Annotated in this window: 10 protein-coding genes; 5 read left to right on the top strand and 5 right to left on the bottom strand. The window is 60.1% G+C overall.

What is annotated here, in order from left to right; genetic code table 11:
- Nucleotides 1-7 precede the first annotated feature (7 nt).
- Together WAW39_RS29790 and WAW39_RS29795 are read right to left on the bottom strand one after the other, a co-directional pair.
- Nucleotides 8-1,666, bottom strand: coding sequence for an FHA domain-containing protein (locus WAW39_RS29790; RefSeq protein ID WP_422323333.1), 1,659 nt, complete (start codon nucleotides 1,664-1,666; stop codon nucleotides 8-10).
- Nucleotides 1,667-1,765: 99 nt separating this feature from the next.
- Complete coding sequence (locus WAW39_RS29795; RefSeq protein ID WP_422323335.1) at nucleotides 1,766-4,213, bottom strand: FHA domain-containing protein; 2,448 nt, start codon at nucleotides 4,211-4,213, stop codon at nucleotides 1,766-1,768.
- 101 nt (nucleotides 4,214-4,314) lie between these two features.
- On the opposite strand from WAW39_RS29795, the gene WAW39_RS29800 reads away from it, so the two are divergent.
- A complete protein-coding gene (locus tag WAW39_RS29800) occupies nucleotides 4,315-4,929 on the top strand; it encodes a DNA-3-methyladenine glycosylase family protein (protein WP_422323337.1) in 615 nt (204 codons plus the stop codon).
- Nucleotides 4,930-4,995: 66 nt separating this feature from the next.
- Nucleotides 4,996-6,429 (top strand): DEAD/DEAH box helicase, encoded by a 1,434-nt coding sequence (locus WAW39_RS29805; RefSeq protein WP_422323339.1) that lies wholly within the window; start codon nucleotides 4,996-4,998, stop codon nucleotides 6,427-6,429.
- A gap of 9 nt (nucleotides 6,430-6,438) precedes the next feature.
- On the opposite strand, the gene WAW39_RS29810 is transcribed toward WAW39_RS29805, so the two are convergent.
- The 3 genes from WAW39_RS29810 to WAW39_RS29820 are packed head-to-tail and all read right to left on the bottom strand — an operon-like array spanning nucleotide 6,439 to nucleotide 8,461.
- Entirely contained in the window at nucleotides 6,439-6,735 is a 297-nt protein-coding gene (locus WAW39_RS29810) for a type II toxin-antitoxin system RelE/ParE family toxin (protein WP_422323341.1), read from the bottom strand.
- Nucleotides 6,735-6,968: an addiction module protein gene (locus WAW39_RS29815; protein WP_422323343.1), complete on the bottom strand. Its 234-nt coding sequence runs from the start codon at nucleotides 6,966-6,968 to the stop codon at nucleotides 6,735-6,737. The genes WAW39_RS29810 and WAW39_RS29815 overlap by 1 nt, the downstream gene beginning before the upstream one ends.
- A 59-nt stretch (nucleotides 6,969-7,027) precedes the next feature.
- Nucleotides 7,028-8,461 carry a hypothetical protein gene (locus WAW39_RS29820; RefSeq protein ID WP_422323345.1) on the bottom strand — a complete coding sequence of 478 codons (1,434 nt, stop codon included), beginning with the start codon at nucleotides 8,459-8,461 and terminating at the stop codon, nucleotides 7,028-7,030.
- Nucleotides 8,462-8,666: 205 nt separating this feature from the next.
- Here WAW39_RS29820 and WAW39_RS29825 point away from each other — a divergent pair, with 205 nt between their 5' ends.
- The 3 genes from WAW39_RS29825 (at nucleotide 8,667) to WAW39_RS29835 (ending at nucleotide 12,908) form a co-directional block, all read left to right on the top strand.
- Entirely contained in the window at nucleotides 8,667-9,938 is a 1,272-nt protein-coding gene (locus tag WAW39_RS29825) for an MFS transporter (RefSeq protein WP_422323347.1), read from the top strand.
- Between the two features lie 97 nt (nucleotides 9,939-10,035).
- On the top strand, nucleotides 10,036-11,346 hold the full coding sequence (gene xylA, locus WAW39_RS29830) for a xylose isomerase (RefSeq protein WP_422323349.1): 1,311 nt from the start codon (nucleotides 10,036-10,038) through the stop codon (nucleotides 11,344-11,346).
- A 113-nt stretch (nucleotides 11,347-11,459) separates the two neighbouring features.
- Nucleotides 11,460-12,908, top strand: a complete 1,449-nt coding sequence (locus tag WAW39_RS29835; protein WP_422323351.1) for a maltokinase N-terminal cap-like domain-containing protein — start codon at nucleotides 11,460-11,462, stop codon at nucleotides 12,906-12,908.
- Nucleotides 12,909-13,067 lie beyond the last annotated feature (159 nt).

Below are 13,067 nucleotides of genomic sequence, written 5' to 3' on the forward strand. Positions count from 1 at the left end.
GATGACATCAACGAGCGGCGGCTTTTTTCGTGCCGGGGCCACGGGTGCGCTCGGACTTGATGGGAATGGGGGCGAGCTTGATGGTCTCGACTTGAACAACAAGAGGAGGGGAGACGCTGGATGTGTCCGTGGCGGTCTCACCTTCCGCTGCTGCTGGCGGATGACGCAGGGATGCGATCCTGGCCTGCAGTTCGGCAAGCTCGCGGCGGGCGGCTTCGATCTGGCCGGGAAGCTCCGCGTGCTGGCCGTTCGTAGCTTTGGGGGCGTCTTCCTGAGCGGAATTGCGTCTTGGAGGGGCCATTTGCGATCCGCCCTGAGAACTGTTGGACTGAGCGTCGCGGTAGCGCTGCTCGACGGCAGCGAGGCGTTGTCTGGCATCGACAAGCTGCTGTTTCGTGGCAACGAGATCCTGATTAAGCTGTTCCAATTCGGCGCGCTGTGCCCGGGCATCTGCGATGCGTTTGGTTTCGGCGGCAAGTTCGGCAGCGCTTGCGGCGATGCTTTTTTCACATGCGGCGAGTTCGGCCGTGCGCGAGGACAGTTTCTTTTCGCATGAGGCCAGATCCTCCTGCAGGCGCTGCAGTGAACCTTCGGCGGCTGCGCCTTTCTGCTCCAAGGACATGAGGAGTGCTTCGAGATCTTTGACGGCGGCCTCTTCACGCTGATGCTTGGCGCTGAGCGATGTGCTGGCGGCATTGAGCGAGGCATGTTTGGCCTCCTCTTCTACAATGCGCTTTTCATGTTCAATGATCTGCTGACGAAGGGAGTTTAAAAGCGCTTCGTCCTGTTCGCACTCATCACGCACCTGTTTGAGGCGGGCCTCGGCCTCGTCTTTTTGAGCCGCGAGATCTTCAATCTGCTGCTGAGCTTCGGCTGCCGTGGCGGTGAGACGCTGGACCTCGGTGGACTTCTCGTAATGCTGGGCATTGAGGCGTTCGAGGGCGGCGGTTTTGTCTGCGTGCTGGCTGGTGAGGGAACTGATGGTCTCCAGCCACTCGCGATGGGCGGCTTCAGCCTGCTGAACGGCGGCTTTCGCGGGCGCGAGCTTTTCTTCCTCCGCCTGCAGTGATTGTACGCGGGAGAGATGCAGGGCACGTTCCTTTTCAGCACGCTGCTGCCAGTCGCGCAGCTCTTTTTCAGCGGCGGCGACCTCGGACTTGAGCCGTGATTTCTCCGCTTCCAAATGGGCCACGGCTTCCACAAGGGCGTTGTCGGGAAGCACCGGCGCAGGTGGTGGAGAGGGAGGAGCAGGTTCGGGAGCTTCCAGAGTCGGCGCTTCAGATGCGGGAGCTTCAGGTTCAGGAACGGAAGCCGGAGGGGCAGGCTTTGAAACCGCAGGAGCGACGGGTGTTTCTACGACGGGCGGGCTTGTGGCCGGATGTTCAAGATCGAGCGTGCCAACGAGAGGGCCAAAGGCGATCGTATCGCCGTGGAGCAGGGTGCAGCTAAGCTGGCGTTCGCCATTGACGAAAGTGCCTGCGGAGGATTTCAGATCAAAAACCTGCAGGCTGCCGTCCGCGTTTTGTACGATCTCAGCGTGGTGAGGTGAAATGCGCTCGTCATCGACCACAATATCATTGCCCTCGTCACGTCCGAGGGTGATGTGTTCCTTGAGAGGAACCACCACTTCTTGTCCGTCTTCGAGAACGAAAGTGAGTTTGGCCATGGGGTGTTTTGCGGTGAAACCAGCGCAGCAAAGTCGATGAAGCGCGTGGAATCAATCGGGCATTTGTTTCCAAGGCAAAATGAATGCAGGATTAGTGCCTCAATCCGCAGTTTTTTTGGTCATGCGGTCAATGGCAGCCTCAAAATTTTTGAGCTCGGTGTGGGCGAGATCAGCCTGCTGGCGGAGTTCGCTGCGCTGGCGTTCTGCCTCGGCGATGTCGGCACGCAATTCGGCGAGCCTGCGTTCCAGTTCGCCAAGCCGTTCACGCCGCTTTTCCTCTTCGGCCTGGGAGATTTCGATGTTGTGCAGCAGGGCGTGATGACGCTCCTGCTCCTGCCGGATTTTAGCCTCCAAGTGGCGGCTCTGCTCACGCATCATGGCTTCAGCCGCGAGATTGCCGCGATGCGGTGATTCGTGGCGTGTGCGCTCAACGCGAAGTTGTTCGAGGCGGGACTCCTCGCGCTGAACGCTTTCACGCAGATGGCTGAGGCGCGAGCGCAGTGTGGTTTCCTGTGTGGTGCCGGGCGCCACCGTGCTGCTGGTGCGGCCTCTGACGGGGGCTTCGGCTGTCACAGGTTTGATGATGGCATTCGTACCATGAGGTGGTTCAGGCGTGCCTGCATGCGCCTGGGTGCGTGCGGCGGTGATGAGTTCGTGGAGCCCTGCCTTTTCCCTTTCGATTTCATGCCAGAGGTCCCGTGCTTCGGCGGAATCCTGCGGCAGTGTGGCGAGGCGGGCGTAGAGCTGATCCATGGCCTCTTTCCAGTCTCGCAAAGGCTGGAGCCGGGACAGGAGATCCGCCAGTTCGCCGCGGGCGGCTTCGAGGCTGGAAGTGAGTTGCTGCTGCTGCGCGGCGTGTTCTTTTTCCGCCTCGGCGGCCAACTGACGGACTTCCTCAAAACGTGTGCGCTGGCTGCGCTCAGCAGAGCCAAGCTGTGTGAGTTCGGCCCGCAGGTCATTTTCGCGGGCGTGCAGGACTTCGATGCGGCCCTTCGCGGCACTTTCTTCCCCGGAGAGTGTGTTGATGACGGATTTTTGCTCTGTGATCTTTACCACAAAAGCTGCGGAGGTGGCTTTGGCCTCTGCAAGACGGGCTTGCTCGGCGGCGAGTTGAGCCTGGGTGCCTGTGAGTTTTTGCGCGGTTTCTGCGAGTGTCAGGCACTGTTGTTCGAGTTCGGCTCGGCGGGCTTGAGTTTGCCCCAGCTTCTGCGTTTCGGCGACCAGTGCGGTGTTGCGGGATGTGAGGTCTTTCTCTCGTGCAGCGAGTTCATTATGAATGCTTTGAAGGGACTCCTCGGCTTGCTTGTGTGAAGCAAGAGCCTCGTTCGCAGCTGTGGCGGCCTGTTGGTGGGACTCCTGTAGCGTGGCGATGCGGGAATCGAGATCGCTGACTGCGGCTGTGGAGCGCTGATGATCCAGTTTAAGGGCTGCAATGGTGGCGGTGAGCGTGGCGTGCTGTGTTTCAGCTTCACGGCACTGGGTGCGAGCCTGCAGGAGTTTTGCCTCCGTGCCGCTGAGCTCATGGATGTGTGCCTCGATTTGGGCGCGCTGGTGGGCAAGCTCCTCCAGCTTTTTTTCGGCAGCCTTCAACTGGTCGGCACGGACCTCGGCGATTTCCCGGGTCTCCCTGCCGCGAGCTTCGAGTTCGGCGATCTGGCCGCGCAAAGCGTCGAGAACGGATTCGTCACGCACGCTTTCAGCGCGGATTTGCTGGAGGTGTGCCAATGCCTGATCCCGGTGGGTGGTGAGTCCTTCGAGTTCATGCCTGAGAGCAGCTTCGTCTTGGCGGAGACGGTGCAGATCTGCTGCTTTTTGCTCATGGTCGGCGGCGAGGCGTTGCAAGGCGGTGGTTTGCTCCTCGTGCCGGGTGGTCAGTTTTTGGATGGACTGAAGCCACTCTGCATGCGCTGACTCGGCATCTTGAACCGCCGTCTGGATGGGGGCCAGGCGTTCCTCTTCCGCGCGTAGAGATGCCATGCGGGCAAGGTGAGCGGCATGCTCTGCTGCTGAGCGGGCCTGCCATTCGCGCAGTTCTTTCTGTACAGCACTCAGTTCGGATTCGAGACGTGCTTTTTCGGATTCAAGTCGAGCGGCTGCCGCTTGAAGTTCGGTGTGCTTGAGTGCGTTGGAGTCTTGTCTGCCGCCTCGGTTGCGTTTGCGGGTCGCGATTTTGCCGGCTTTGACCGGCTGGTCGATGGTCACCGCCTGGGTTTCATCTCCTGCGGGGCCGTGAGCGACAGAATGGCCGTTGGCTGAATGATCGGAGAGATCGAGCACGGCGGTGAGCGGACCGAAGGCCAGCTTGTCGCCATGCAGGATGGTGCGGCTGCGGATGCGTTCGCCATTGACGAAGGTGCCTGCGGTGGAATTGGAATCAAACAACTGGATGCTGCCGTCCGCGTTGTGAACCAGTTCAGCATGGTGTTTTGAGATGCGCTCGTCATCGACGACTACGTCGTTGTCTTCCCAGCGCCCGACGGTCATATGATCCGCCAGGGGGACCACGATTTCCTGGCCGTCATCGAGTACAAAAGTGAGTTTTGCCATGGCGTCTGAGGATGTCGAGACTGCGGGAGATACGAATGAAACCCGATTTCGTGTCTTGAATCAATGTTGCATTTGTTTCGATATCGCAATCGTGTCCGGCCATGCATTCTGAAGCCGAAGCCCACCTCTCCAAGCGCTGCCCGGTGATGCGCCGTCTGATCAAGGCCCATGGTCCATGCCTGCTGGTGCCTCAGAAACGTTCGCCGTATGAGGCGCTGGTCAGCGCGGTGGCGCACCAGCAGCTGCATGCAAACGCGGCAGAGGCGATCTTGAGACGCTTCAAGGCTTTGTTTCCCCAGGTGCGCTTCCCACAGCCTGAACAGGTGATGGGCGCCACGGATGAGGCGCTGCGAGGCTGCGGCTTTTCCACGGGGAAGATGCTGGCCATTCGTGACATCGCCGCGAAGACGATCAGCGGACAGATCCCCAAACGTGCAGCGGCGCTGAAACTCGATGACGAGGAATTGATCGAAAGGCTCGTCGCGGTGCGCGGGGTGGGGCGCTGGACGGTGGAGATGCTTCCCATTTTCACCCTCGGCAGGCCGGATGTGTTTCCCAGCGATGACTTCGGGGTGCGCAATGGCTGGCGCGTGGCGAAGAAGCTCGATGAGATGCCGAAGCCGAAGGAATTTAGGGCCCTGGCGGAACGCTGGCAGCCGCACCGGATCCTGGCGGCGTGGTATCTGTGGCGGGCGGCGGATGCGGCGAAGCTCTGAGGGGCCGGGATGGCGTACCGAAACGTGTCATTGCTAATAGCCCTATCGGCGGCTAAGGAAGGGCACATGTCTTTCAAAGCTCTCGGCCTCGACCCGAACATCCTCACTGCCATCGAAGAAGCCGGTTACACGGAACCCACCCCCATCCAGGCTGCGGCCATTCCGGTGGTCATCCAAGGTGGAGATGTGATCGGCATCGCGCAGACCGGCACCGGCAAGACGGCGGCTTTCACCCTGCCGATCCTGACGCGCCTGACTTCGAATCCCGTTCCCCAGGGGCAGCGCCGCCGCACACGTGTGCTGGTGCTGGCACCCACTCGTGAACTCGTGGCGCAGATCGAGGAAAATGTGCTGGCTTATGCCCGACATCTGCCGCTGAAGATCGCCAAAATTTATGGTGGTGTCGGCGAAAAGCCGCAGAAGGACGCCCTGCGTGCCGGAAGCGACATCGTCATTGCCTGCCCGGGCCGGTTGCTCGATTTGATGGAGCAGCGCTGCGCGGATTTCTCGCAGCTTGAATATCTGGTGCTGGATGAGGCTGACCGCATGCTGGACATGGGCTTCCTGCCGGACATCCGCCGTGTGATCAATCAACTGCCGAAGAAGCGGCAGACGCTGATGTTTTCCGCGACGCTGTCGAAGGAAATCGAAACGCTGACGCATGAGTTTCAGCGTGCGCCGAAGATCGTGCAGATCGGCAAGCGTGCGAATCCGGCGGAGACGGTGACCCAGCTGGTTTATGAGGTGCACAAGCATCTCAAAATGCCGCTGCTCTCGCACCTGCTGAAGGATGAAAAAATGCAGATGGTGCTGGTCTTCAGCCGCACGAAGCATGGCGCAGACAAGATCGCCAAAAAGCTGGAATCGACCGGTGTGAAGTGCGCGACGCTGCATGCCAACCGTTCGCAGAACCAGCGCCTGCGCGCGCTGGATGATTTCAAGACCGGCACGGTGCGCGTGCTCGTGGCCACGGACATCGCCGCGCGTGGCATTGATGTGGATGGCATTTCGCACGTGGTGAATTTCGACTTCCCGCACATCGTGGAAGACTATGTGCACCGCATCGGCCGCACAGGCCGTGCGCAGGCCATTGGCGATGCGATCAGCTTCGTCTCGCCGGATGAGCTGCCCGATGTGCGAAAGCTGGAACGTTTCATCAATCGTGGCCTCGTCCGCAAAAAAGCGGAAGGTTTCGATTACAACGCCGCACCGCAGCCCTTCATCGATGAACGGCCGGAGCGCCGGGAACAGCGCTCATCGCAACCACGCCGCCCGCAGGGTGGTGGTGGTCGCCCAGGTGGCGGCGGCGGTGGGCAAGGCGGAGGCCGGCCCGGTGGATTTGGTGGTGGTCGCCCAAGCGGTCAGGGTGGTGGTGGACGTCCGGGGGGCGAGCGTCGCTCTTCGGCGGGTCCAGCGCCTCGGCAGCCAGCTCAGATGCCGCAACAAAACACGACTCCTGATGGCGCAAGGGGTCTGTGGAAGCGGCTGACGGGGAGGTAAAAACAAACTTCAGTTGGTGCGTTTGTGCCAGTAGTCTGGTTCGCGATGCAGATGCATGACTGCCACCACTTCGACCCAATCAGGTTCGGGCTGGTGATACACCAGACCATAGGGGAACTTCTGCAAGAGCTTGCGGCGGTAGGAGGAACCCAGAGACCGCCATGCCTCGGGATAATGAATGATATCTTCTTCAGCGGACTGGATGCGCTGGAAGAACTCCTTGCCCAGTTCTTTGTGACAGCTTTTGTAGTAGCTGGTCGCTTCGGCCAGGTCGAGCCGAGCTTCTGATGTGTACGTCAGGCGCATCAGGCCAGAATCGCCTCGATCTCCTCATGGACTTCTTTACGGCTGTGGGAACGTGTCTCACCCTTTTCCCGGCGCAGCACACGGGCATCCAACTCGGCACGCCAAGCGGGCGACAGTTCTTGCTCGTCATCCAGACTGACCAGCAAGCGCTCGGCAATGTACGAGCGTTCTGGCAGTGGCAGAGACAGAACGTTTTGCAGAACATTGGTGATGTCGATGACGACGGCGCTCATGAGTAGATTTTACAGTATGGCAACGCAGTTTCAACCGGGCATCTGAATGTCGGTGGCAGTTACTTCGCGAACCAGCCCTTCGCCAACGGGCTGGTGGCGAAGAACTCCAGGAGTTGCTTGGCGACTTTTTCGCGACCGCTGTTGCTGGGGTGGGTGCCGTCGCCGCCGAAGTCTTCTTTGGTGTATTTGAGGTCGTCGAATTTGCGGCCTTTTTCGCCGTCGGCCCAAAGGTAGGGGCCCCAGAGGAGGAGGGGTGACTTGGCGAGGGCGAGGGATTTATCTCCGCTGATCTGCTGCTGAATGAGATGACGCACCGCGAAGGCACCCTCATAGGCGTAGGGCTCGGGATTGAGGCCGGTGGTGGCGTAGCCGGCGTAGATGCGGCTGCCGAGATAGGCGATGCGGAGATTTGGGAAACGCTCTTTGAGGAGGTGCAGGACTTTGATGGTGTCGGCCTCCAGCGTGGCCAGGTGCTCGGTCTTGGAGCCGGAGGGGCCGGCGTTGGCGAGTTTTACCCAGGCCACCTGCACCTGCTGCGGGCTGACTTCGGCAATTTTCAGACGGTTCATCGCTTCAGGCCACGGACGGCCTTCTGGCTGGGCCCACGCGGCCATGGTCTGGCCGCCCTGCGCGCAGTCGACGATGGTGAGTTTGTCGGACTTGCGTGAGTCTTTGTCGGCGATGCCTTTGAAGAAGGAGAACTCCTGCGTGGCGTTCGACATGCTGATGGAAACCAGCGCGATCTTGCCGCTGGCAGAGGGGTGGCCCTCGGCATCGAGAGGTTTGATCTGGGAGAGAGCGGTGTCGGCTGACTTTTTCAGAGGCTCAGGCGGTGTATTGCTGCCTTTGCCGTAGAGGCCGCCGTCTTCGCCTTCGTACGATTCTTCGGCGGTCATGTCGGTGAGGGGCTTGAGAGAATCTGGTGCTTTGCGCTGATTCGCCGGACGGCCACCGCCGCCGCCGCGATTGCCACCACGGCTGCGGACTTCCTTGGCATGATCGAGGTACTTCTGATCGGCTTCGCTGAGCTTTTCGCCGCTTTGCTCCCGCCGGAAAAGATCCTGCGCTTTCCGCCAGTCGATGCCGTCTGCGCCTGCACCGGGGTTGGGGTTGGAACTGGAGGAGGGTGGCTGCCCGCCATTGCGCTTGGCAAAGGCTTCGCGTGCTTTGGCGAGGTAGCCGAGTTCATCGCCATTCAGCTTTTCACCGGCATTTTCACGCTGGTGGAGCTTCTGCGCTTTCTCCCAATCGATGCCGTCTTGTCCTTGTGGCGGCAAATCACCGCTCCCACCCTTTTTCTGTGCCTGTGCGTCGTGGGCTTCGCGTGCCTTTTCAAGGAAGGCGTTTTCTTCCGCAGTGAGCGTGGCGCCGCCCTGACGTTTTTCGAACAGCTGGCGGGCTTTGTCGAAATCGACGGGCGCGTCGGCAGACTGGCTGCGCAAGTGCGCGGTGCCGAGGAGGGAGGCCAGGGCGAGGAGGATGGTTGTCTTCATGGTGAGCGTGGGACCCCGCAGCGCTCGTTTGGATTCACTTCCAATCTGATTTAGCGTAAGGGTGCAGGGATAGAAGGAGCAAACGGCGAGCAGATCATATGAAAAAGCTTTCATCGGATCCCTCTGCAAAGAGGCTGCGTGAGGGCATTGAGTTTTTAGTCTTGTCTTGAACGCGGCCAGCCTTCAGCCTGAGCGGCTCCAAGCCATGTCCGATCCCAACAGCACCCGTCGCGTCGTCATTGCCAGCTTCATCGGCACCACCATCGAGTGGTATGATTTCTTCCTCTATGGCACGGCGTCGGCGCTGGTGTTTAACAAGCTGTTCTTTCCGAACTTTGACCCGCTGGCGGGGACGATGGCGGCCTTTGCGACGTATGCGGTTGGCTTCTTTGCGCGACCCGTGGGAGGCATTGTCTTTGGTCATTTTGGCGACAAGATCGGACGCAAGTCGATGCTGGTAACGACGCTCATGCTCATGGGGGTGGCGACGGTGCTGATCGGCCTGCTGCCGACATATGCGCAGGTGGGCGTTTGGGCTCCTATTCTGCTGGTGCTGCTGCGCTTTGTTCAGGGGTTCGGTGTCGGCGGGGAGTGGGGTGGCGCGGTGCTCATGGCCGTGGAGCATGGAGCCACGGGAAAACGCGGGTATTATGCGAGCTGGGTGCAGGCAGGAGTGCCGGTGGGATTGCTGCTGGCGAATGCGGTCTTCATGGTTGTGTCTTCCATGAATGAGGCCGCGTTTCTTTCCTGGGGCTGGCGGGTGCCGTTTTTGCTGGGCGTGCTCCTGCTGGGGGTCGGCATGTTCATCCGGCTGAAGATCATCGAGAGTCCGGTCTTCACCCAGGCCAAGGCGCAGGACGCAGGGCCGAAGGTGCCGATTTTTGCCGTGCTGCGCGACCACCCGCGCAACGTGCTGCTGGCCATGGGGGCGCGCTTCGCCGAAAACGCCTTTTTCTACATCTTCACTGTGCTCGTGCTCAGCTACGGCTCGCAGCAGCTTGGGATGCCGCAGGCCACATTGCTCAATGCGGTGCTCATTGGTTCCGCAGTGCAGTTGGTGGCTATTCCGTGCTTTGGGGCGCTTTCGGATCGCATCGGGCGGCGGCCGGTGTATCTGGGTGGTGCGTTCTTTTTGCTGCTCTTCGCGTTTCCGTTTTTTTGGATGATCGAGACGCGGCAGATGGGGCTGGTGATTTTGGCCGTGGTTATTGGGCTCATCGGCCACGCGGCGATGTATGGCCCGCAGGCGGCGTTCTTCTCCGAGCTCTTTGGGACACGGGTGAGGTACAGTGGTGCGTCGCTGGGGTATCAGCTTGCCTCGCCGCTGGCAGGTGGCATGGCCCCGCTCATTGCCACGGCGCTGCTGGATCAAACCGGGGGCAAACCATGGCTGGTGGCGGTGTATCTGATTGTCATGGCTGTCATCACCTTGGTCGCGGTTTGGCTGGCCGAGGAGACGAACAAGAAGGCGCTCTGAGCTGGGAGGGGTGTCCAATTTGGCCCAAAAAGTGTCCGCCAGAGTCCTACGAACCAGTTGCACTGCGTCCTGTTTAGTCTCCCTTGCCCTTCCTACCATGAACGACGCTTTCCCTGACATCCCCAAAATTCAGTACGAAGGGCCCAAGAGCCGCAATGCGCTCTCCTTCAAGCACTACAACCCTGACGAAATCGTCGGTGGTAAAACGATGCGCTCGCAGATGCGTTTCGCGGTCGCCTACTGGCACGCGATGCGCAACTCGCTGTCCGATCCCTTCGGTGGCGGCACCGCCCAGCGCCCGTGGGATGACGGCAGCAACTCCGTGGCCAATGCGCAGCGCCGCGTGTGGGCTTGCTTTGAGTTCATGGACAAGCTCGGCGTGGACTACTACTGCTGGCATGACCGTGACGTGGCTCCTGAGCTCGACACGCTGGCGGAGAGCAACGCCGCCTTTGACGCTGTGGCTGACGAACTCGAAAAAGCGCAGAAGCAGACCGGCAAGAAGCTGCTTTGGGGCACCGCCTGCCTCTTCTCCCATGCACGCTATTGCCAGGGGGCATCCACGAGCCCGAACGCCGGAGTGTTCGCGTACGCCGCCGCACAGGTGAAGAAGGCGATGGATGTGACGCATCGCCTCGGTGGTGAAGGCTACACCTTCTGGGGTGGCCGCGAAGGCTACGCCACGCTTTGGAACACTGACATGAAGCGTGAGGTCAGCCACCTCGCCCGTCTGCTGCACATGGCCGTGGATTACAAGAAGAAGATCGGTTTCACCGGCCAGTTCTACATCGAGCCGAAGCCACGTGAGCCTTCGACCCACCAGTACGATTCGGATGCAGCGGCCTGCTTGAACTTCCTGCGCGAGCACAACCTGCTGGAGCATTTCAAGCTGAACCTTGAAACCAATCACGCCACGCTCGCCGGCCACTCCATGCGTCATGAGATGCAGGTCGCCGTCGCTGCCAATGCGCTGGGTTCCATCGATGCCAACACCGGCGACACCCTCATCGGCTGGGACACCGACCAGTTCCCGACCAACATCTATCTCACCACCGAGATCATGCTGGAAGTGCTCAAGATGGGCGGCCTCACCACGGGTGGTCTGAACTTCGACGCCAAGTGCCGTCGTGAATCCTTTGAACCTGTGGATCTCTTCCACGCCCATATCGGAGGCATGGACGCCTTTGCACGCGGCCTGAAGATCGCGCACGCGATGATCGAAGACGGCCGTATCGACGCCTTCATCAAGCAGCGCTACAGCAGCTACGACAGCGGCATCGGTGCGAAGATCGAGAAGGGCGAAGTCGGCTTCGCTGAACTCGAAGCGCATGTGCTTGCCAATGGTGAGCCGCTCCTCGGCAGCGGCCGCCAGGAGATGATGGAAAACCTGGTGAACGACTACCTGTAATCAGGGGGGCAACGCGTTGATTCAATTCGTGAGGCGGTCGGCAACGACCGCCTCATTTTTTGGGAGGAGGAGCTGTGTGTTGCGCCTGCACGTGATTTGCAGCAAGCATCGGCATGGCCAATGCGGCACAGAATCATGATGAACAGACGGCGAAGTGGGCGGAGGCGCTCGCGGCGTTGAACGGCGCTGAATTCATTGAGTATCTGCGTGGCTGCCGCTGGTTTGGTGGGAAGGCGCAAACACTGCGCGGGGTGCAGATAATGGAGTCGCTTTCTGTGAGAGATGCGGGGCGGATGATCCTGCTACAGGCGGATTACGACGGAGCGTCTTCTGAGGCCTATCTTTTGCCGATGCGGCTGGCTGAGGAAGACGCTGGGCTGGTTGATGCGCTTGAGGATGGGCATTTTCGCGCGGCATTGCTGGAGATCATCGTCGGTGAGCAGCGACTCTGTTGTGGCTCGGGGGAGTTGGTGGGGATTTGCGGTGAAGTGTTTAAAACTCAGTTGAAGGAGATGACGCAGCCACTGCCTTCGCAAGTGCTGAAGGTGGAGCAGAGCAACTCGTCCATTCTTTACGACGAGCGGTTTTTCCTGAAGCTCTACCGCTGGCCGGAACTGGGTGTGAATCCTGATGTGGAACTGCTGCGCTTCCTCAGTGGAGAGGGGCGATTTGGGAATGTGCCCGGCTACTGTGGAGTCATTGAATACAGGGCGCCGGGTGCCGAGCCGCGGGTGCTGGGGCTGCTGGTGACGAATGTTCCGAATGAGTGCACTGCATGGACTTCGACGCTGCATTCACTGGCTCATAAGCATGAGGCGGATGAAATCATGGGCGGCAGTGATCTTGAACGAGTGCGGTTGCTTGGAGTGCGCACGGCGCAGATGCATCTGGCGCTGGCTGCGGAGACTGAGGATGCGGACTTTGTGCCGGAGGCGTTTACTGCGGCGTATCGGGTGGCGCTTTGCCGGTCCATGGCTGAAGGCATACGGAACATGATGCAGCTTCTGGAGCAGAAGGCGCATGCATTGCCTGATGGAATTCGTGACGAGGTGGTTGATCTGCTGCGACGTGAGCCGGAAATCCTGCAACGTTATTCAAGACTGATGGATGGGCAGGTGAATGCCATGCGCATTCGGATTCATGGGGACTACCATTTGGGGCAGGTGCTTGACACTGGGGATGATTTCATCATCATCGATTTTGAGGGAGAGCCTGCGAGGCCATTGAATGAGCGGCGCATCAAGCATTCGCCTTTGCGGGATGTCGCCGGCATGCTGAGGTCGTTTGATTATGCGGCGCATACGGCGATGGCGCAGCGAACCTCCAGACTGGAAGAGTGGACGGAGGGTGTCAGCCGGGAGTTTTTGAATGCCTATCTGACCACGGCCGAGGGCGCATCCTTTCTGCCCGGCAATGGGGAGGAACTGCGCATGCTGCTGGAGGTCTGCCTGCTAGAGAAGGCGGTGTATGAAGTGTGCTATGAACTGAACAATCGTCCCGACTGGGCGGCCATTCCTCTGCGAGGCATTTTGCGCATTTTGGAACGGAGCGGAGCGCAATGAGGCGGGTTTCGGAAGTGAGGACGCGATTTTGGCGCTGCGGGGCTCGTTGCAGACGCTGCTGGCACCTGGCGTCGTGTTGCGACACTTTGGGTTTGCTTCCCGGTCGTGTGCTGCTGACCCAGGGGAGCACTCGCTAAAGCTCGGCACCCCTGGGCTGTA

The sequence above is a fragment of the Prosthecobacter sp. genome (assembly GCF_049294395.1).
Lineage (GTDB): Bacteria > Verrucomicrobiota > Verrucomicrobiia > Verrucomicrobiales > Verrucomicrobiaceae > Prosthecobacter.